Annotated in this window: 15 protein-coding genes and 1 riboswitch; of the genes, 11 read left to right on the forward strand and 4 right to left on the reverse strand. The window is 57.1% G+C overall.

The features are described from left to right. Positions 1–332 precede the first annotated feature (332 nt). The 3 genes from metA to QCD69_RS11385 all read left to right on the forward strand — a co-directional run bounded on the left by metA (position 333) and on the right by QCD69_RS11385 (position 6,871). Entirely contained in the window at positions 333–1,262 is a 930-nt protein-coding gene (gene metA, locus QCD69_RS11375; protein WP_253456254.1) for a homoserine O-acetyltransferase MetA, read from the forward strand. 106 nt (positions 1,263–1,368) lie between these two features. Further along, the gene (metH, locus tag QCD69_RS11380) at positions 1,369–5,049 is read left to right on the forward strand and encodes a methionine synthase (RefSeq protein WP_301252086.1); all 3,681 of its coding nucleotides are present in this window, start codon (positions 1,369–1,371) and stop codon (positions 5,047–5,049) included. Positions 5,050–5,245: 196 nt separating this feature from the next. Continuing rightward, positions 5,246–6,871 (forward strand): Na/Pi cotransporter family protein, encoded by a 1,626-nt coding sequence (locus tag QCD69_RS11385; RefSeq protein ID WP_253461156.1) that lies wholly within the window; start codon positions 5,246–5,248, stop codon positions 6,869–6,871. A 33-nt stretch (positions 6,872–6,904) separates the two neighbouring features. Here QCD69_RS11385 and panS read toward each other — a convergent pair whose 3' ends face one another. From panS to QCD69_RS11405, 4 genes are all read right to left on the reverse strand, one after another. Further along, on the reverse strand, positions 6,905–7,822 hold the full coding sequence (panS, locus tag QCD69_RS11390) for a ketopantoate/pantoate/pantothenate transporter PanS (protein WP_253456247.1): 918 nt from the start codon (positions 7,820–7,822) through the stop codon (positions 6,905–6,907). A gap of 167 nt (positions 7,823–7,989) precedes the next feature. Then, entirely contained in the window at positions 7,990–8,682 is a 693-nt protein-coding gene (gene aqpZ / locus QCD69_RS11395) for an aquaporin Z (protein WP_253456239.1), read from the reverse strand. A 327-nt stretch (positions 8,683–9,009) separates the two neighbouring features. Continuing rightward, complete coding sequence (lysC, locus tag QCD69_RS11400) at positions 9,010–10,362, reverse strand: lysine-sensitive aspartokinase 3 (protein WP_253456236.1); 1,353 nt, start codon at positions 10,360–10,362, stop codon at positions 9,010–9,012. Between the two features lie 94 nt (positions 10,363–10,456). Beyond that, positions 10,457–10,650: riboswitch (Lysine riboswitch) on the reverse strand. A gap of 52 nt (positions 10,651–10,702) precedes the next feature. Further along, positions 10,703–12,505, reverse strand: a complete 1,803-nt coding sequence (locus QCD69_RS11405; RefSeq protein ID WP_253456233.1) for a cation:proton antiporter — start codon at positions 12,503–12,505, stop codon at positions 10,703–10,705. A 213-nt stretch (positions 12,506–12,718) separates the two neighbouring features. Here QCD69_RS11405 and pgi point away from each other — a divergent pair, with 213 nt between their 5' ends. The 8 genes from pgi to ubiA all read left to right on the forward strand — a co-directional run bounded on the left by pgi (position 12,719) and on the right by ubiA (position 21,370). Next, positions 12,719–14,368 carry a glucose-6-phosphate isomerase gene (gene pgi / locus QCD69_RS11410; RefSeq protein ID WP_301252087.1) on the forward strand — a complete coding sequence of 550 codons (1,650 nt, stop codon included), beginning with the start codon at positions 12,719–12,721 and terminating at the stop codon, positions 14,366–14,368. 643 nt (positions 14,369–15,011) lie between these two features. Next, the gene (gene yjbE, locus QCD69_RS11415) at positions 15,012–15,260 is read left to right on the forward strand and encodes an exopolysaccharide production protein YjbE (protein ID WP_125290158.1); all 249 of its coding nucleotides are present in this window, start codon (positions 15,012–15,014) and stop codon (positions 15,258–15,260) included. A gap of 79 nt (positions 15,261–15,339) precedes the next feature. Beyond that, positions 15,340–15,981 carry a YjbF family lipoprotein gene (locus QCD69_RS11420; RefSeq protein ID WP_253456227.1) on the forward strand — a complete coding sequence of 214 codons (642 nt, stop codon included), beginning with the start codon at positions 15,340–15,342 and terminating at the stop codon, positions 15,979–15,981. Next, positions 15,978–16,727, forward strand: a complete 750-nt coding sequence (locus QCD69_RS11425; protein ID WP_253456224.1) for a capsule biosynthesis GfcC D2 domain-containing protein — start codon at positions 15,978–15,980, stop codon at positions 16,725–16,727. The genes QCD69_RS11420 and QCD69_RS11425 overlap by 4 nt, the downstream gene beginning before the upstream one ends. Further along, on the forward strand, positions 16,727–18,814 hold the full coding sequence (locus tag QCD69_RS11430) for a YjbH domain-containing protein (protein WP_253456221.1): 2,088 nt from the start codon (positions 16,727–16,729) through the stop codon (positions 18,812–18,814). The genes QCD69_RS11425 and QCD69_RS11430 overlap by 1 nt, the downstream gene beginning before the upstream one ends. 148 nt (positions 18,815–18,962) lie before the next feature. Beyond that, positions 18,963–19,361 carry a phosphate-starvation-inducible protein PsiE gene (psiE, locus tag QCD69_RS11435; protein ID WP_253456218.1) on the forward strand — a complete coding sequence of 133 codons (399 nt, stop codon included), beginning with the start codon at positions 18,963–18,965 and terminating at the stop codon, positions 19,359–19,361. 602 nt (positions 19,362–19,963) lie between these two features. Beyond that, positions 19,964–20,491, forward strand: coding sequence for a chorismate lyase (gene ubiC / locus QCD69_RS11440; protein WP_253456214.1), 528 nt, complete (start codon positions 19,964–19,966; stop codon positions 20,489–20,491). Beyond that, the gene (gene ubiA / locus QCD69_RS11445) at positions 20,492–21,370 is read left to right on the forward strand and encodes a 4-hydroxybenzoate octaprenyltransferase (RefSeq protein WP_301252090.1); all 879 of its coding nucleotides are present in this window, start codon (positions 20,492–20,494) and stop codon (positions 21,368–21,370) included. Positions 21,371–21,406: the final 36 nt, after the last annotated feature.

The following is a 21,406-nucleotide window of genomic DNA, read 5'->3' on the forward strand; positions in this document are numbered from 1 at the left end:
TGGTAGTGTGGGGCCTCCCCATGCGAGAGTAGGGAACTGCCAGGCATCAAATTGCAACAACCCCGACCTCACGGTCGGGGTTTTTTGCGTTTGTGGGCCGGAAACTTTTTAGTAACCGATTCAAGAGCTACAGGCTTTATTCCCCTCTCACTTCCTGCCTGGCATTCCCTTTTTACGCTTATATTTCCGTCATCCGGTATATTCCTTAACCTTTCCGTCTGTGATGAAACATTTTCAACTACTTCATCTCATCTCGACTTTCAGCGCCTGACCCGCTATCTTTGGCTGTCTGGATGTCTAAACGTATAAATGGTTAGCCGAGGAAGTAAACGATGCCGATTAGGGTACCCGATGAATTACCAGCCGTGAATTTTCTGCGTAATGAAAATGTATTTGTGATGACCTCTACAAGGGCCAGCACTCAGGAAATCCGCCCGTTAAAAGTGCTGGTTTTGAATCTGATGCCTAAAAAAATCGAGACGGAGAACCAGTTTTTACGCCTGCTTTCTAACTCGCCGTTGCAAATCGATATTCAACTTCTGCGCGTCGACAGCCGCGAGTCACGCAATACGCCTGTGGAGCACCTGAACAACTTTTACTGTAATTTTGAGGATATTCAGGACAATAACTACGATGGTCTGATCGTTACCGGGGCACCGCTGGGCCTGGTGGATTTTAACGATGTGGCGTACTGGCCGCAGATCCAGCGCGTTCTCCACTGGGCTAAAGAGCACGTTACCTCCACGCTTTTTGTTTGCTGGGCGGTGCAGGCTGCTTTGAATATCCTGTACGGCATCCCTAAACAAACGCGTGATAAAAAATTATCGGGCGTTTATGAGCATCGTATTCTGCATCCGCACGCTCTGTTAACGCGTGGCTTCGACGATACTTTTCTGGCGCCGCATTCACGCTATGCGGATTTCCCGACGCACCTGCTGCGCGATTACACGGATCTGGAAATTTTTGCCGAATCAGAAGAGACGGGCGCTTACCTGTTCGCCAGCAAAGACAAGCGTCTGGCTTTCGTCACCGGCCATCCGGAATACGATGCGCTGACGCTGTCCGGCGAATACCATCGTGACTACGAAGCCGGGCTGCATCCGGAGGTACCCTGTAATTACTTCCCACAGGACAACCCGGAACTGCCGCCTCGAGCCAGCTGGCGCAGCCACGGCAACCTGCTGTTTTCAAACTGGCTGAACTACTACGTTTACCAGATCACGCCGTTCGATCTGCGTCATATGAACCCAACGCTGGAATAGTAGCGCAGGGCGTTTTGCCAGACCGCCAGTCGGATGCTTCTACGTGATGAAAACTTGTGCCAGTATGGATTGCCGGCATCGTGCCGCAGGTGAGAAAGAGGCAACAGTGGGCAACAGAACAGAAGCGCTGCATCAGCAGCTGGCAAAACGCATCATGGTGCTGGATGGCGGCATGGGCACCATGATCCAGAGCTATCGTCTGAGCGAAGAGGATTTTCGCGGCGAGCGGTTTGCCGACTGGCAGAGCGATTTAAAGGGTAATAACGACCTGCTGGTGCTGACGCGGCCTGATGTGATAAGCGACATTCACCACGCCTATCTACAGGCGGGCGCAGATATTCTGGAAACCAACACGTTCAACGCCACCCCTGTTGCGATGGCGGATTACCATATGGCCTCGCTGTCGGCGGAAATCAACTTTGCCGCCGCAAAGCTGGCCCGTGAGTGCGCCGATGCCTGGACGGCCCGCACGCCAGAAAAACCACGCTATGTTGCAGGCGTTTTAGGGCCAACTAACCGCACCTGCTCGATTTCGCCGGACGTTAACGATCCTGCCTTCCGTAATATCACTTTCAATCAGCTGGTCGAAGCCTACCGTGAATCAACAAAGGCGCTGATGGCGGGCGGCGTTGATATTATTATGATCGAAACCATTTTCGATACGTTAAATGCCAAAGCGGCCATTTTCGCGGTAAAAAGCGAATTTGACGAGCAGGGCATTACGCTGCCTCTGATGATTTCCGGCACCATTACCGATGCATCCGGCCGTACGCTTTCGGGACAGACTACCGAAGCTTTTTATAATTCGCTGCGTCATGCGCAGCCGCTGTCGTTCGGCCTGAACTGCGCGCTGGGGCCGGACGAGCTGCGTCAGTACGTGGCGGAGCTGTCGCGCATTGCGGAAAGCTACGTGACCGCGCACCCCAATGCGGGCCTGCCTAACGCCTTTGGTGAATACGATCTGGACGCGGACATTATGGCGGAGCAGATAGGTGAATGGGCGCGATCGGGCTTTTTAAATATCGTCGGCGGCTGCTGCGGTACTACGCCAGCACATATTGCCGCAATGGCCGCCGCGGTAGAGGGCGTTACGCCTCGCCAGCGGCCGGATCTGCCCGTGGCCTGTCGTCTTTCCGGTCTTGAACCACTGAACATCAGCGCTGAAACGCTGTTCGTCAACGTCGGCGAGCGCACCAACGTTACCGGCTCGGCAAAATTCAAGCGTCTGATCAAAGAAGAGAAGTACAGCGAGGCGCTGGAAGTGGCGTTGCAGCAGGTGGAAAGCGGCGCGCAGATCGTTGATATCAATATGGACGAGGGGATGCTGGATGCGGAGGCGGCGATGGTACGCTTCCTGAACCTGATTGCCGGTGAGCCGGATATTGCGCGCGTGCCGGTGATGATCGACTCCTCCAAATGGGAAGTGATTGAAAAAGGCCTGCAGTGTATTCAGGGCAAAGGCATCGTTAACTCCATTTCGATGAAGGAAGGCATCGAAGCCTTTATTCATCATGCCCGTCTGGTGCGGCGCTACGGCGCGGCAATGGTTGTGATGGCGTTTGATGAGATCGGCCAGGCGGATACCCGCGAACGCAAAATCGCTATCTGCCGTCGTGCCTATCAGATCCTGACGGAAGAGGTTGGCTTCCCGCCGGAAGATATCATTTTCGACCCCAACATCTTTGCGGTCGCTACCGGCATTGAAGAGCACAACAACTACGCGATGGATTTCATCGGCGCCTGTGAAGATATCAAGCGAGAGCTGCCGCACGCGATGATTTCAGGCGGCGTCTCCAACGTCTCCTTTTCCTTTCGCGGCAACGATCCGGTACGTGAAGCTATCCACGCGGTTTTCCTTTATTACGCTATTCGCAACGGTATGGATATGGGGATCGTCAATGCCGGTCAGCTGGCCATCTATGACGACCTGGCGCCAGATCTGCGCGACGCGGTAGAAGACGTGGTGCTTAACCGGCGTGAAGACAGCACCGAGCGGCTGCTGACGCTGGCGGAAAAATATCGTGGCAGCAAGGCGGACGACGGAAACAAGCCGCAGGCAGAATGGCGCAGCTGGGAAGTGGAAAAGCGGCTGGAGTATTCGCTGGTTAAAGGCATTACCGAATTTATTGAAGAGGATACCGAGGCCGCGCGCCAGAAGGCGAGTCGCCCGATTGAAGTAATCGAGGGGCCGCTGATGGCGGGCATGAACGTGGTCGGCGACCTGTTTGGCGAAGGCAAAATGTTCCTGCCGCAGGTAGTGAAATCCGCGCGCGTAATGAAGCAGGCAGTGGCTTATCTGGAGCCTTATATTGAGGCGAGCAAAGAGAAGGGCCGCACCAACGGCAAAATCGTGCTCGCTACGGTAAAAGGCGATGTTCACGACATTGGTAAAAATATCGTCGGCGTGGTGCTGCAATGCAACAACTACGAAATCGTCGATCTGGGCGTGATGGTGCCCGGCGATAAAATTCTTAAAACCGCCAGAGAACAAAATGCCGATATCATCGGTCTGTCGGGGCTGATTACGCCGTCGCTGGACGAGATGGTCAACGTGGCGAAAGAGATGGAGCGGCAGGGCTTTACGCTGCCGCTGCTGATCGGCGGCGCAACCACGTCCAAAGCGCATACGGCCGTTAAAATCGAGCAAAACTATAGCGGCCCAACGGTCTATGTGCAAAACGCCTCGCGCACGGTTGGCGTGGTTTCAGCGCTGCTTTCCGCCACGCAGCGTGACGATTTCGTGGCCCGCACGCGTAAAGAGTATGAAACGGTGCGCATCCAGCACGGTCGTAAAAAGCCGCGCACGCCGCCGGTCTCGCTGGCGACGGCAAGGGCTAATGCCCTGGCGCTGGACTGGGAAGATTATACGCCGCCCGTGCCGCACCGGCTGGGCATAAGCGAAGTAAGCGCTAACATCGAAACGCTGCGGCACTATATAGACTGGACGCCGTTCTTTATGACCTGGTCGCTGGCTGGCAAATATCCCCGCATTCTGGAAGACGAAGTGGTGGGTGTTGAGGCGAAACGGCTTTTTGACGATGCGAACGCGATGCTGGACGAGCTGAGCGCGAAGCAGGCGCTTACACCGCGCGGCGTAGTAGGCATTTTTCCGGCTAACCGCGTCGGCGACGATATCCATATTTATCGCGACGAAGCACGCCGCGACGTTCTGCAAGTAAGCCATCACTTACGTCAGCAGACGGAAAAAACGGACTTTGCGAACTACTGCCTGGCCGATTTTGTGGCACCGGCTGCCAGCCGCAAAGCCGACTATCTGGGCGCGTTCGCCGTTACCGGCGGCCTGGAGGAAGATTCGCTGGCGGAAGCCTATGACGCCGCTCATGATGATTACAACAAAATCATGGTGAAAGCGCTGGCAGATCGTCTGGCGGAAGCGTTCGCGGAATATCTGCATGAGCGAGTTCGTAAGGTCATCTGGGGCTTTGCGCCTACGGAAAACCTGAGCAATGAAGAGCTGATCCGTGAGAACTATCAGGGCATTCGTCCCGCGCCCGGCTATCCCGCCTGTCCGGAACACACCGAGAAGGCGACCATCTGGCAGCTGCTGGATGTTGAAACCCATACCGGCATGAGGCTGACGGAATCTTTTGCCATGTGGCCGGGCGCATCGGTTTCCGGCTGGTACTTCAGCCATCCGCAAAGCAAATATTTTGCGGTCGCTCAACTGCAACGCGATCAGGTAGAAGATTATGCGCAGCGCAAAGGGATGTCGGTGAGCGAAGTTGAGCGCTGGCTGGCCTCAAACCTGGGTTATGACGCCGACTGACCAATGCCGGGGGCAGATAACAGGATCTGCCCTGCTTTTCTCCCGCCTGCTCTTCAGCCAGCGCCAGTCGCGCGATGCCATTTCAATAATATGACGCTGATAAAAAAGCTTTTTCGCCAGAGCGACTAAACTTAAGGCGACGGTCGCTCATCAGGACTAAAGCTTTTATTCGTGAAAATCCGTGAGGTTAATATCGGTGCTGACCCTGCTTAATTTACTTTCTGCCGTAGCGCTGCTGGTGTGGGGAACGCATATTGTTCGTACCGGCATTATGCGAGTTTACGGCGCAGATCTCCGCCGCGTGCTCAGCCGCAGCGTGGCGAAAAAGCCGATGGCCTTTGTGGCCGGCATCGGCGTCACCGCGCTGGTGCAGAGCAGCAATGCTACCACGCTGCTGGTGACTTCGTTTGTGGCGCAGGAGCTGGTGGCGCTGACGCCCGCGCTGGTGATCATACTGGGCGCGGACGTGGGGACGGCGCTCATGGCGCGCATCCTGACCTTTGATCTTTCCTGGCTGTCGCCGCTGTTTATTTTCTTTGGCGTGGTCTTTTTCCTGGGACGCAAACAGACGCGCGCCGGGCAGCTTGGCCGCGCCAGCATCGGGCTGGGGCTGATCCTGCTGGCGCTACAGCTGATCGTCGCGGCGGCGACGCCAATCACCCAGGCCGCAGGCGTTAAGGTAATCTTCTCTTCGCTCACCGGCGACGTAATGCTGGACTCGCTGATTGGCGCGGTATTTGCCATTATCAGCTATTCGAGTCTGGCGGCGGTGCTGATCACCGCCACGCTCACCGCGACCGGCGTTATCTCTTTTAAAGTGGCGCTGTGCCTGGTGATCGGCGCGAATCTGGGCAGCGGCCTGCTGGCGATGCTGAACAACAGCGGCTCCAATGCCGCAGGGAAACAGGTGGCGCTGGGCAGTCTGCTGTTCAAATTTATCGGCTCGCTGATAGTGCTGCCTTTCATCGATCTGCTGGCGGACTGGCTGCAAAAGCTGCCGGTTAACGACGAAGAGCTGGTGATCTTTTTCCACGTCTTCTACAACCTGATCCGCTGTCTGGTGATGGTGCCTTTCGCCGATTTGATGGCCGATCTGTGCCAGCGAATTATTCGTGAAGAGCCGGAAACGGATTTGCGCCTGAAGCCGAAACATCTGGACAGTAGCGCGCTGGATACGCCCGCGCTGGCGCTGGCGAACGCTTCAAGAGAGACGCTGCGCATGGGTGACGTGCTGGAACAGATGCTGACCAGCTTCAGTAAAGTGATGCACGGCGAGCTGCGAGAGGAAAGGGAAATCCGGCGGCTGGACGACGACGTTGACATACTTTATACCGCGATCAAACTCTATCTGGCGCAGATGCCGAAAGAAGATCTCCCGGAAGAGGATTCGCGGCGCTGGGCGGAAATCATCGAAATGGCGCTGAACCTGGAAATGGCGGGCGATATTCTGGAGCGCATGAGCGGCGACGTGGTGGATAAATCGCTGAATGCGCGCCGTGCTTTTTCGGTGGAGGGCCTGGCGGAACTGGATGCGCTGCTTGAGCAGCTCAACGCCAACCTGCGTCTGAGCCTGTCGGTATTTTTATCACATGACGTAACCAGCGCTAAGCGGCTGCGGCGCGCCAAGCACCGTTTCCGCATTACAACTCGCCGCTATTCGCATAAGCATGTCGATCGTCTGCATCAGCAAAACGTGCAGAGTATAGAAACCAGTTCGCTGCATCTGGGCCTGCTGGGCGATATGAAAAGGTTGAACTCGCTATTTTGCGCGGTTGCCTACAGCGTGCTGGAGCAGCCTGACGATCCCAGGGATGAGGAATAACGCAAGCCCCCGCGACAATGCGGGGGAGAAACGCTATTTTTTGCTGATGGGTTTGCTGGACCAGTAGCCCGCCAGCAGCGAGCCGGAAAGATTGTGCCAGACCGAGAACAGCGCGCCCGGCAGCGCGGCCAGCGGTGAGAAGTAAAGCTTGCCCAGCGTCGCCGCCAGCCCGGAGTTTTGCATCCCCACTTCCAGCGCCAGCGTGCGGCAGGTGGATTCATCGAAGCCAAACAGCTTGCCGCCCCAATAGCCGCCCAGCAGGCCGATAGCGTTATGCAGGATCACTGCGGCTATCGTCACCAGTCCCACCGACCCGATAAAGCCCTGGCTGCCCGCTACAACGGCGCTGATAATCAGCAGAATGCAGACCATGGAAAAAGCGGGCAGATAAGGCTCCACGCGGCGCACCACGCCGTGCAGCGTGTGATGGACAATCAGCCCGATGCTAATTGGCACCACCACGATTTTAACGATGCTCAGCAGCATCCCGGCGACATCCACCTGAATATGCGTATCCACGTAGAGCTTAGTCAGCAGCGGCGTGGCGAACACGCCTACCAGTGCGGAGACGGACGAGATGGTCACCGACAGCGCCACGTCGCCCTTAGCCAGATAGATCATCACGTTGGAAGCGGTGCCGCTGGCGACGCTGCCGACCAGGATCATGCCCGCTGCCAGATCCGGCGGCATCTTAAACAGTTTTGCCAGCGCCCAGGCGGCGAGCGGCATCACCAGATAGTGCAAAAACGTGCCGGCGATAACCGGTGCCGGTCGGGTCAGCACGCGTTTGAAATCGTTGATATTCAGCGTGACGCCCATACCAAACATAATCAGCATCAGCAAATAAGTGACCCAGGGGCCAATACCCAGAAAGGGAGTTGGCGTGTACCAGGCAGCAAGGGAAAGCAGGACTGCCCATAACGGGAACAGTCGGGTAACGGTGGCGAGCATAGCCAGACTTCCTTTTTATGTTGTGATTACAGAATGCCGTTTTCCCGGAACGGGGGAAAAGCGGTCGTCGAATCATAGCATTAGCCGATGGGAAAGGAAGGACGAGCGGACAGCGGCGGGAAAGACGCAGGAAAAGGGCGGGCCAGCAGCGGCCCGCCAGGCAGGCGTTACGCTTTTTCCTCCAGCAGAACGCGGTAAATCAGGCCGCCAACCAGCGCGCCGACGAGCGGCATCGCCCAGAACATCCATAGCTGATCCAGCGCCCAGCCGCCCTGGAAGATAGCCACGGCGGTACTGCGTGCCGGGTTAACCGAGGTGTTGGTCACCGGAATGCTGATCAAATGGATCAGGGTCAGCGCCAGACCGATAGCAATGGGCGCAAAGCCCTTCGGCGCGCGTTTGTCGGTCGCGCCGTGGATGACGATCAGGAAAATAGCGGTCAGCACGGCTTCCGCAATCATGCCGGACAGCAGAGAGAAACCGCCGGGCGAATGCTCGCCGTAGCCGTTAGCGGCAAAACCGCTGGCTGCCGCGTCAAAAGAGGCTTTGCCGCTGGCGATCAGATAAAGCGTGCCTGCCGCCAGCGCGCCGCCCACAACCTGCGCCAGCACATAGGGAAGGATTTGCGACGCGGGAAAACGGCCGCCGGCCCACAGCCCTATGGTTACCGCCGGATTAAAATGACCGCCCGAGATATGCCCTACGGCATAAGCCATCGTCAGGACGGTCAGGCCAAACGCCAGCGATACGCCGACAAAACCAATTCCCAGCTCGGGAAAAGCCGCGGCTAATACCGCGCTACCACAGCCGCCGAGAACCAGCACAAAGGTTCCCAGCGATTCAGCGACTAACCTACGCATGTTTTGCTCCATTATTTGATTTAACGCCACGATTATCCCTGGCTTGTCCAACCGGAAAATCAACGGAACGGAGAATATGCTGTCTGCGGGCGGATCTGCGGCTTTATTAGCGACTGGCTTGAGCCAGATCAAAAGATAAGCGCTCGCTGAGTAAAGCGATGAAAGGGAAAAACAAGAAAAGTAAAAAAGCGGGCAAGGCTGCTAATAAGCCTTCAGGCTATCAGGCCACCATTGGGCTGATAAAAGCGGCATTGCTGCTGCGAAAACGGCAGGGCGCCGCAGGCTTGTCAGCAATCTGGAAGCCGGGCTTCCGCCCGGCTTCCACGCTTACTCAAACAGATTTTTATGCAGCGCCTGCACCACCTGTTCGGCGTCGTTGCCCGGCACCAGGAAGCAGAGGTTATAGCTGCTTGCGCCATAGCAGATCAGGCGCAGGTTAAACGGCTCCAGCACGCCGAAGACCTCTTTGCCGACGCCGCAGGCTTTGGAAAGCTGATTGCCGATCAGCGCCACCAGCGCCAGATTCTCTTCTACCTCTACGCGGCACAGCGAAGAGAGCTCGGTCAGCAGCGCCTGAGTCAGCAGGCCATCGCTGTTGGAGGTGGAGCCAGTGGTATCCAGCGTCAGCGCAACGCTTACCTCCGAAGTGGTAATCAGATCGACCGAGATATTATGGCGCGCGAGGATGGTGAAAACCTCAACCAGAAAGCCGCGCGCGTGCAGCATATTCAGGCTGTGCAGCGTCAGCAGCGTCTGTTTGCGGCGCAGGGCCAGCGCGCGGAACAGCGGCGGATCCTGCGTTTCGTTGCAGACGCGCGTGCCGCCAGCGGCCGGATCCTTACTGGAGCCGACGAACACCGGAATATCGCTGCGTACGGCAGGCAACAGCGTGGCCGGATGCAGCACCTTGGCACCAAACGTCGCCATCTCCGCCGCTTCGCCAAAGGTGATTTCATCAATGCGTTTCGCCGTCGGCACCACGCGCGGATCGGTGGTATAGATGCCCGGTACATCGGTCCAGATGTCGATACGGCTTGCGTGCAGCGCTTCGCCCAGCAGCGCGGCGGTATAGTCGCTGCCGCCGCGACCCAGCGTGGTGGTGCGGCCTTTCGGCTCGCTGCCGATAAAGCCCTGGGTCACGATCAGCGCTTCGCCCAGCCGCGGCGCCAGCTGTGCCTGCGTCAGTTCCGCCAGCAGCGCGACATCCGGCTCTGCGCGACCAAAGCGGTCGTTGGTGCGCATCACTTTACGCACGTCGAACCACTCGGAGGCCACTTCGCGCTGGCGCAGGATCTCTACAAACAGCAGGCTGGACATCAGTTCGCCGTGGCTGACCAGCTCATCGGTCAGCGCGGTTGAGGTAGCCAGCGCGGCGGCTTCGGAAAGCATGGTGATGTTTTCCAGCACGCGATCGATTTCGTCGCGAATCACTTCAGAATGCGGCAGCTGGTCAACAATGGCGTACTGGATGCGGCGGATCTCATCCAGTTGATAAGCACGCTGCTCCTGCTCCAGGCCTTCCGCCAGGGAAACCAACAGGTTGGTGACGCCCGCAGAGGCGGAAAGCACCACCACGCGCACATTCGGATCGGCCAGCACCACGTCGGCGCTGCGGTTCATGGCGGCGTAATCGGCAACGCTGGTGCCGCCGAACTTCGCCACGATCAATGATTGGGACATGTCTTGACATACCTCGTGTCAGGTTAAAATCTATCAGCCTTGGCACAAGGGAAGAGCAGAAACGGGGCAGACGTAGAAAAGGGATTACTACGAGTCACCCAGAAGCGCTCCACCTTGCAAACCGTCCGCCCGGCGGACGATCGTGGTGACAACCCAGAGGATTCAGCCCCTGTAGCCGATACGCCCCATACCGCATGGTTTGTACCTCGGCGTCGCTCCCCCTGATGTGTTTTCTACGGATTCGGTTCCTCCAACACACTGCCTGGGCGACGCGCCTCTTCTGGCCTGCGCATCAGATGCGCAGCTAGCCGCCCAGAAATACCGGGTTATTGCCTTGCTGTCAATCCCCGGAACTGGCCGATGATTCATTTTGTACCAGAGCGATCACCGTACAGGGCAGCGCGGGCGGCTGGCCGTCGCCTATTTTCAGCTTGCCCTGTTCGTCCTGCACAAAGAGCAACAGCGCGTTCTGATTCTTTTCCAGATACTCTTCCCAGCCGAAATTTTCATTCAGGCCCGTCGCTTTGATTACGCCGCCTTTCGCCAGCAGGCTGCTGAGGCGGGCATAGGTATGCTCCTGGCTGAACAGCACTTCATGACGGCGAAAGCGCGGGCTTTCACTGTCGCGGCGGCCTTTCAGCGCGGCGCCCGAACGAATAGCCGCCACGTTGTTGTTACCAAAAATATGGCTGAAATGGTAAACGGCCAGCGCATTTTGATGGCGATTGGGCGACAGGGCAAGCACCTGGGCCGTTTCGCTAAGGTCGAGGAAGTTTTCGGCATGATCCGACCAGGCGTTGCCGTAGTAAGCGGGAATGCCTTCCATACGGGCCAGTCGATAATATTCCCAGCTGCTGTCCGTCACCAGCACGGGCAGATCCAGCTTTTGCAGCGCGGCAGCCAGCGCGCGGGCGACGCTGTTCGCGCCGATAATCAGGATACCGCGCGGCTCCCGTTGCTGCACGCGCAGCGCACGGGCGAGGAACGAGCTGGTCAGGCTTTGCAGCACCACGGTGCCGATAATCACCGCAAACACCACGGTCACCAGCCGGCTGGCGCCTTCATAGCCGGTTTTTTCCAGCGTCAGCGCAAACAGCGAGCTGACTGCCGCCGCCACGATGCCGCGTGGCGAAATCCAGCTCAGCAGCAGCTTGTCGCGCCAGGAGAGCGAGGAACCCCACGTGGAGAGCGCGATACAGAGCGGACGAGCGATAAACTGCACCACCAGCAGCAGGCCAAGCAGCGGCCAGCCCATCGCCAGCAGCGCGCCGAGATCCAGCCTGGCGGCCAGAATAATAAACAGCGCGGAGATCAGCAGCGCCGACAGCTCCTCTTTAAAGGCGATAATCTCGCTCAAATCCACATCGCGCATATTGGCCAGCCAGATCCCCATCACGGTAACGGTCAGCAGGCCCGACTCGTCGGCAATAGCGTTCGACGCGCCGAAAGCGGTCAGCGTAACGGCCAGCACCGCAAAGTTTTGCAGATAGCCCGGCAGCCAGACGCGCTTCAGCGCGACGCCCATCAGCCAGCCGAACAGCGCGCCGCCGACGGTGCCGACCACCACGGTCAGGCCGAACGTCCAGAAGAGATGGGTCAGCGACTCCGCTTTTTGCTGTAGCACAATGAATTCAAACACCAGCAGCGTGAAAATAGCGCCGACCGGATCGATCACAATGCCTTCCCAGCGCAGGATCTGATTAATTGCCTTATTCGGACGCACCACGCGCATCAGCGGAGCGATAACCGTCGGGCCGGTGACGACCGTGACGGCGCCGACCAGCGCCGCCAGCTCGGGCGGGAAGTCGAGCAGCAGCCAGCAGGTGAGGCCGATAGCCAGAAAAGTGATAAACATGCCGATTGTGACCAGATTGCGCACTACCTTGCCCAATCCACGGATCTCGTCGAAACGCAGCGTCAACGCGCCTTCAAACAGAATGATCGCTACCGAGAGAGAAACCAGCGGGAACAGCAGAGCGCCAAACAGCGCATCCGGCTGCAAAACATGACCGACCGGCCCCAGGAGAATGCCGAAAACAAGCAGCGGTAAAATGGCCGGTAAACGCAGCAACCAGGCCAGCCACTGGGCCACGAGCGAGCTTAATCCAATGATAACCAACAGGAGTGGCGCAGAAAGCTCCATAAAATTTTTCCTTTAAAGGGCAAGAATAGTCATACTGAAACGCATCGGGTTTCACCCCGCCGCCTGAATTATAAATAGCCCCGGGCAAAAGAGAGGAAAACTTCTCCTCTGATAGCCGTCACCTGTTGCAGGGAAAGGCGTGCGAAAAACGCGTAACAGGTAACATGGCGCCCGGTCTGTTTTACGGTTCTTAAATAAAAAGAGTGTGTTGCTATGAAAAATATCAATCCGACACAAACCGCTGCCTGGCAAGCGCTGCAGCAGCATTTTGCAGAGATGAAAGACGTAGAGATTGCCGACCTGTTCGCGAAAGATGCCGATCGGTTCAGCAAATTTTCCGCCACCTTCGACGATCAAATGCTGGTGGACTTCTCTAAAAACCGCATCACCAGCGAAACGCTCGACAAGCTGCAGGCTCTGGCGAAAGAAACCGAGCTGCAGGATGCTATCAAATCCATGTTCTCCGGGGAAAAAATTAACCGCACTGAAGATCGCGCCGTGCTGCACGTTGCCCTGCGCAACCGCAGCAACAAGCCGATTATGGTCGATGGCAAGGATGTGATGCCGGAAGTCAATGCGGTGCTGGAGAAGATGAAGTCGTTCTCCGATCGCATCATCAGCGGTGAGTGGAAGGGCTACACCGGTAAAGCTATCACCGACGTGGTCAACATCGGTATCGGCGGTTCCGATCTGGGGCCGTTTATGGTTACCGAGGCGCTGCGTCCGTATAAAAACCATCTGAATATGCATTTCGTCTCTAACGTAGACGGCACGCATATCGCGGAAACGGTAAAAGATCTCAGCCCGGAAACCACACTGTTCCTGGTCGCGTCAAAAACCTTCACCACCCAGGAAACCATGACCAACGCCCACAGCGCGCGTGACTGGTTCCTGAAGGCGGCGGGCGACGAGCAGCACGTAGCGAAACATTTCGCCGCGCTCTCTACCAATGCCAAAGCCGTGGGCGAGTTCGGCATCGACACCGCCAATATGTTTGAGTTCTGGGACTGGGTCGGCGGCCGCTATTCGCTCTGGTCGGCGATTGGCCTCTCTATCGTGCTGTCCATTGGCTTCGATAACTTCGAGCAGCTGCTGAGCGGCGCCCACGCGATGGACAACCACTTCGCCAACACGCCTGCGGAGCAAAACCTGCCGGTGATCCTGGCGCTGATCGGCATCTGGTATAACAACTTCTTCGGTGCCGAAACCGAAGCTATCCTGCCTTACGACCAGTACATGCATCGTTTTGCCGCCTACTTCCAGCAGGGCAATATGGAGTCGAACGGCAAATATGTCGATCGCAACGGCAACCCTGTCAGCTATGAAACCGGCCCGATCATCTGGGGCGAGCCTGGCACCAACGGTCAGCACGCCTTCTATCAGCTGATCCACCAGGGCACCAAGCTGGTGCCGTGCGACTTTATCGCGCCGGCCGTCAGCCACAACCAGCTGGGCGATCATCACGCCAAGCTGCTCTCTAACTTCTTCGCACAGACCGAAGCGCTGGCGTTCGGCAAATCTCGCGAAACGGTAGAGAAAGAGTTCGCTGATGCGGGCAAAGATGCCCAGTCCGTCGGGCATATCGTGCCGTTCAAAGTGTTTGAAGGGAACCGTCCGACCAACTCCATTCTGCTGCGTGAAATCAACCCGTTCAGCCTGGGCGCGTTGATTGCGCTGTACGAGCACAAAATCTTTACCCAGGGCGCTATCCTGAACATCTTCACCTTCGATCAGTGGGGCGTGGAGCTGGGTAAACAGCTGGCTAACCGCATCCTGCCTGAGCTTTCCGGCGGCGAGCAGGTGGCAAGCCATGACAGCTCCACCAACGGCCTGATCAACCGCTACAAAAACTGGCGCGGCTGAAACAGCTGACACGCGTCCGGCTCTCTGCTGGCGCAGCGCAAAGTCTGAAGGTCGGCCATCGCGCCGGCCTTTTTTAGCTGCATAATGCGTTTATCAGATCCATCTTTACCTACTGGTGGTCCTGTTTGACAGCGACGCGGTTTCCCGCTGGCCCTGACGAATGCGGCGCTGTAACAGAGTTTAAGGTTAATTCCTCTTCCAATAATTGCTGAATGACCTGCTGCCTGACTAAGGAAATTCTTAAATTTCAGGCCACTAAGTCAATTTATGGCAGGAATAGTCCGAAACGTATTCTCGTTCGATCCGCTTAAAACGCTGAGTAAATACATTTAACTCACTGAAAAACTGCACTTTTAACAGAAAAAGCGCGCTGCCGCATTTTCTGCCCATAAAACGGCCGTTTTAATCACAATCGGTAGTGAATGGCGCTAACTTGTCGCGTTATGGCAGCGATAAATAGCGATATAACGAGTTTATTGACCAATTGTTGCCTTATCCCTCCAAAAATGTTTCTGTTTCACACAGCGAAGCGGCAGCAGCCAGCGCGTTTAACCGTCCTGAATTCTGGTAATTTATTGCCTTATAATGAGCCGGTCTGAAATCTTTCAGGCGAGTTATCCATTCATTCTATGAAGGATTTTGTATGAAAAAAGTCTTATGTGCTGCTGCAGCCGTAGCGTACTTAGCGACTGCTTCCGCCGCGTTTGCCGCGCCTGAAGAGGCCGGTGCCGCAGCGGGCGCCTCGGCGGGAACCCTTTCCGCCGGGACGACCACGGCAGTGGGTGTGGGCGCGCTTGGCGCGCTGGTTGGCGTGGCGCTGGCAGCAAGCAGCGGCGGTAACGGTTCCAACACCGGAACCACGACTACTACCACCACCAGCACCACTCGTTAAGTGCAGTAAATTAATCATAACCACACGCTTGTGTGGTTATTTTTTGATATTTTCAGACTTCATTCAGGAACTTACACCAGTGCGCTACCTACCACTGCTGCTTTTATGCCTGCTTGCCCAGGGCTGCACACAAACACAAAAAAGCCTGGGGGAGACGGTAAAACTCGCTCTGCTCGGGCCGGACGACGTCGAGGTAACGGCAGAGCAGGTCGAAGGCCTGCCCTATGCCAGCATGTATCTGCGCGTTAACAACGGCCAGCGTATTTTTGTGGTGCTGGGCTTTGACGAAAACGGCCAGCAAAAATGGATCACGCGCGATCGCACCATGATCGTCACGCAGCATGGCCGCGTAGTGAAAACGTTAGGCCTGGCGGACAACCTGCATGAGGTGAGCAACCTTGCTCAGGATCCGCTGGCCGATCCGCTGCATCTGACCGATGGCGCAGGCTGGACACGCCAACTGACCTGGTCGGCAGCGGGCCGCTTCCACGCCGCGACGGCGGTATCGCGCTTTACGCGTTTGCAGGATGAGGTACTTGACCTGACAGGGCACCGCGTCGCCTGCCGCGTCTGGCAGGAAGAGGTCACGGCCGACGGTAAAACCTGGCGCAATATTTTCTGGATCGACACGACTACCGGCCAGGTTCGCCAGTCGCGGCAGACGCTGGGCGGCGACGACGTCTCCGTTGAAACCACCATCCTGAAGCCTGCAAAATCATGAAAAATATTACTTATCTCCTCGCAGGCCTCGCCGCCTGCGTGTCGCTGAACGTGTGCGCCGACAGCGAAGTCACCGTCTTCTCGCCGGATCGCAGCGAAACTGCGCTGGTCAGCCATGCACAGAACCTGGCGCAGCTGACGGCAAGCCCCGCGCTGGCAGGTACCTGGTGGCCAGGCACGGTTATCAGCGAAAAGCTGGCGACGGCAGCGGCGGTACAGCAACAGCAGCAGCTGCTGGCGCGTCTGAAAAGCTGGAGCGCGGAATTACGTGCCGACGACGACGGCGAAAAAGCCGCGGTTGTCGATAACCTTTACCAGCAGATTGCCGCCATTAAGGTCACGGGTCGTCAGATTGTGAACCTCGATCCGGACTGGGTGCGCCTGCGCCCTGAAGAGAACCGTCGGCTGGAGGGTGAATACAGCGTCTATACGCTGCAAAAACCCGGCAGCCTGACGATCGCCGGTCTGGCGAATAACAGCGGCAAAACAACCTGGGTGGCGGGCCGCAGCGTGGTTGACTATCTGGCTGACCACGAGCGTCTGGACGGCGGCGAGCGCAATTTCGTCACGCTGATCGCGCCTACCGGCAAAACCGAGCAGGTGCCGGTCGCCTACTGGAATCGCCGCGATGTTGAACCCGACGCGGGCAGCATCATTTACGTTGGCTTTTCTGCCTGGTCGCTGCCTGACGGCCCGGATCTTAACCAGCAAATTATTTCTGTTTTGACGCACCGGATCCCTGACTGATGAAAAAAACTTACCTTCTCAGCCTGCTGGCGATGTCCGTGGCCTGCGCTTGCCAGGCTCAGGCTGCGGATCCTGTCGGGCCATCGCAGTCCGACTTTGGCGGCGTGGGCCTGCTGCAGGTGCCGACGGCGCGTATGGCGAAAGATGGCGAATTCAGCCTGAACTACCGCTATAACGATCAGTACCGCTTCTATTCCTCCTCGGTGCAGCTTTTCCCGTGGCTGGAAGCCACCATCCGCTATACCGACGTGAAAACCCGTCGCTACAGCGCCGTGGAAAGCTTCAGCGGCAGCCAGTCCTATAAAGACAAGGCGTTCGATCTTAAAGCGCGACTGTGGCAGGAAGGCTACTGGTTGCCGGAAGTCTCCGTCGGCGCGCGCGACCTGGGCGGTACAGGACTGTTCGACAGCGAATATATGGTTGCCAGCAAAGCCTGGGGGCCGTTTGACTTCACCGTCGGGCTGGGCTTCGGCTATCTCGGCAACAGCGGCACGGTCAAAAACCCGTTCTGCGAGGCGGACAGCAGCTACTGCTACCGCTCCAACACCAACGGCACCGCCGGTTCGGTCAGCGACAAAGATCTGTTTAAAGGCCCGGCGGCTATTTTCGGCGGCATTGAATACCAGACGCCATGGCAGCCGCTGCGTCTGAAGGTGGAATACGAAGGCAACGACTATCAGGATGATTTTGCCGGTCGCCTGGAGCAGAAAAGTAAAGTCAACGTTGGGGCTATTTATCGCATTACCGACTGGGCCGACGTTAACGTCAGCTACGAGCGTGGCAACACGCTGATGGCGGGCTTTACGCTGCGCACCAACTTCAACGATCTGCATACCGCCTCGGTGGATGCGCCTAAGCCAGCTTATAATCCACAGCCGCAGGGCGAATTCCTCGAGCCGACGGTGGTGGCGAACCAGCTGACCGACCTGAAATATAATGCGGGCCTGGTGGGGCCAAGAATTCAGGTGAAGGGCGACACGCTTTATGTTTCCGGTCAGCAGGTAAAATATCGCAATACCCAGGAAGGGATCGATCGCGCCAATGTGATCATGATGAATGCGCTGCCGCAGAACATCGAAAAACTGAACGTGACCGAAACGCGCAACAATATGCCGCAGGTCACTACGGAAACCAGCACCGACAGCCTGCGTCAGCAGCTGGAAGGCTATCCGCTCGGCAAAGAAAAAATGCTGGATCAGAAGCGGGTTAACCCGTCCGATCCTGGCCATACCGAGCAGGGCTATTACATCGACGCGGATCGCTTTAACGCCAGCCTGTCACCGGTGCTGAACCAGTCCGTCGGCGGGCCGGAAAGCTTCTATCTGTACCAGGTCGGCGTGATGGCCAGCGCCAACTACTGGCTGACCGATCATTTGCTGGTGGACGGCAGCGTCTTCGGCAACCTGGCGAACAATTACGATAAGTTCACCTATAACGGCGCGCCGGCCGATTCCTCGCTGCCGCGCGTCCGTACCCATATCCGCGACTATGTTGACAACAACGTCTACGTAAATAACCTGCAAGCCAACTATATGCACTCCCTGGGCAACGGCTTTTACGGGCAGGTTTACGGCGGCTATCTGGAAACGATGTATGGCGGCGTGGGCGGCGAACTCCTTTATCGTCCGCTTGATTCCGACTGGGCGTTCGGCGTTGACGCTAACTACGTCAAGCAGCGCGACTGGGACAACATGATGCAGTTCACCGACTACAATGCGAAAGTCGGTAATCTGACCGCCTACTGGCGTCCCTCCTTCTTTAACCATCAGGTGCTGGTGAAGGCGAGCGTGGGTCAGTATCTGGCCGAGGACAAAGGGGCGACGCTGGACGTTTCCCGTCAGTTCGACAGTGGCGTGATCGTCGGCGCTTACGCCACCAAAACCAACGTTTCGGCGGAGGAGTATGGCGAAGGCGACTTCACCAAAGGCTTCTACATTTCTATTCCGATGGATCTGTTTACCGCTTCGCCGACGCGTGGACGCGCGCAGGTCAACTGGACGCCGCTGACGCGCGACGGCGGTCAGATGCTGGGCCGCAAGTATCAGCTTTACGATATGACCACCGATCGGGACAAAGACTTCCGCTAGGGTGCACAGCAAGGGGCGAATTTTCGCCCCTTTTTTTATGCCTGTTGCGGGCGGCTGGCCTGCGGAAAACTTGTGAAGCAGCTCACACTAAAGCATATTGTGGCGGTCAGGATGATCTGACGGGAAATCGTATTTGCAGAGGATGATAATGATTAACGCCACGCGTATTGCCTGGTTTTTACAGATGGTGCTGAACGTAGGCCTGATTTCACTGGCCGGTATTCTGGCCGTTTTTTTAGGAAAAGAGACGTTTCATCTGGCCAACGTGCTGCTGAATACCGGCGAGCAGACCTCTTCGTATCTGCTGATCGAAGGGATTGTGATCTACTTTCTGTACTTTGAATTTATTGCGCTGATTGTGAAGTACTTCCAGTCCGGCTACCACTTCCCGCTGCGCTACTTTGTGTATATCGGCATCACGGCTATTATCCGCCTGATCATCGTCGATCATAAGAATCCGCTCGACACGCTGGCCTATTCTGTCGCGATCCTGATCCTGGTGGTGACGCTGTGGCTGGCGAACAGCAACCGCCTGAAACGCGAATAGGCAGGAAGACGCTTTGTGGGCTGACGAAGCGGCAGCTTTTCGCCCAAGGGCAGAAACAAAAAAACCGCCTTTAACGGCGGTTTTTTTGCGCTGGCCAGGTAAGCGGCCTTGCCAGCAGGTTGATTGCTGATTTAACGCAAGCACTCCCAAGTGCTCATAGAATGTCCTTTTGAAGAATGTCTGTCAAGTGTACAAACTGCTTGTTTAGCGTACAATGCGGGCGGGCCTTTTCGCCGTCTTAAGCAAGCGGGCACCGGATTGGGAAAAGGATTTCCAACGGCCGTAAACGCAAGTACTCCCAAGTGCTTGCATTCGCAGTTACATCTCCGGTGGTGGCATTGCGAAGCGGCCTTTAGCAGGGCCGCACAATGAAACGGTATCTTTGTATCGTGCTCGTTGTTTCTGGTGCGCTGTGGTCATCCGGAGAAGGGAAGTGGGAGCTGTCCCATAATTCCATCACGGTGATCGTTAACGCAGCAGGCAAGTAAGCCAGGAGGCCGTCCTACCGGGGCGGCTTTCCGCTTCGCTATCCTGTTAAAATTCTGTTTAACGCCTTTTGCCTTGTGCTACGCTAGCCCCATTTTACTGTCCGGAGAAGCGCAATGACCAACCGCGCGCTGACGCAGCTGCACGCTATCGAATGGCTTCCACTCTCTTCGCCCCAGCTGACGCCGTCGCTGCTTGACTGGCTGATGGAAGAAGATTCCATGACCCGCCGCTTTGAACGCCACTGCGAAAAAGTTACCGTTGAGATCCTGCGCGAGGGCTTTATCGGGGCGGAAGAGGCCGGCGCGGATGCGCTGCTGCTGCCTGAAGAGCCGCGCTACTGGCTGCGGGAAATCCTGCTGTGCGGCGATGGCGAAGCCTGGCTGGCGGCCCGCACCATCCTGCCGGAATCCACGCTACAAGGGCCGGAGCAGAAGCTGCAACAGCTTGGCAGCCAGCCGCTGGGGCGCTATCTTTTCGCCTCGTCGACGCTCAGCCGCGATTTTATCGAACCGGGACGCAGCCACGACCTGTGGGGTCGCCGCTCGCTGCTGCGCCTTTCCGGCAAGCCGCTGCTGCTGACCGAACTGTTTTTACCGCCTGCGCCGCTTTATCACGCCGTTCAGGCCGAAAGGAAGAAGTAGATGGAAAAATCTTTACCTGTCAGTAAGCTTCAGGCCTACAGTCGCCTGATGCGGATTGATAAGCCAATCGGCTCGCTGCTGCTGCTGTGGCCGACTTTCTGGGCGCTATGGCTGGCCGGGCTGCGCGTGCCGCCGCTCAACGTGCTGGTGGTGTTTACGCTGGGCGTCTTTTTTATGCGCGCGGCGGGCTGTGTGGTTAACGACTTTGCCGATCGCAAGATAGACGGACACGTCAAACGCACGCGATCGCGGCCGCTACCGAGCGGCGCAGTCACCTCGACGGAGGCGAAATTTTTGTTTGGCGGTCTGGTGCTGGTGTCGTTTTGCCTGGTGCTGACCATGAATCTGATGACCATCCTGCTCTCTTTTGGCGGCCTGGCGCTGGCGTGGATCTATCCGTTTATGAAGCGCTACACCCATCTGCCGCAGGTGGTGCTGGGCGCGGCGTTTGGCTGGGCCATTCCGATGGGCTGGGCGGCGGTCAGCGAAACGGTGCCGCTGGCCTGCTGGCTGCTGTTTTTCGCCAATATTTGTTGGACGGTCGCTTACGACACGCAGTATGCGATGGTGGACAGGGATGACGATTTAAAAATCGGCGTCAAATCCACCGCCATCCTGTTTGGCCGTTTTGATAAGCTGATTATCGGCCTGTTGCAGCTGGCCACGCTGGGGCTGATGGCCGCCATCGGCTGGCTGATGCAGCTGGGTACGCCTTTTTACTGCTCGCTGCTGGCGGCGGCGACGCTGTTTATTTATCAGCAAAAGCTGATTAGCGCTCGCGAACGTGATGCCTGTTTTCGTGGCTTTCTGAATAACAACTATGTGGGGCTGATCCTGTTTGTCGGCATCGCTTTGAGCTGTGCGCCGTTTTCTGGCTGATCGACAGCCAATAAAAAAGGCCGGTGTGATGCTCAC

Origin of the sequence: Erwinia sp. PsM31 (assembly GCF_030433775.1) — a bacterium.
Taxonomy (GTDB): Bacteria; Pseudomonadota; Gammaproteobacteria; order Enterobacterales; family Enterobacteriaceae; genus Erwinia; species Erwinia aeris.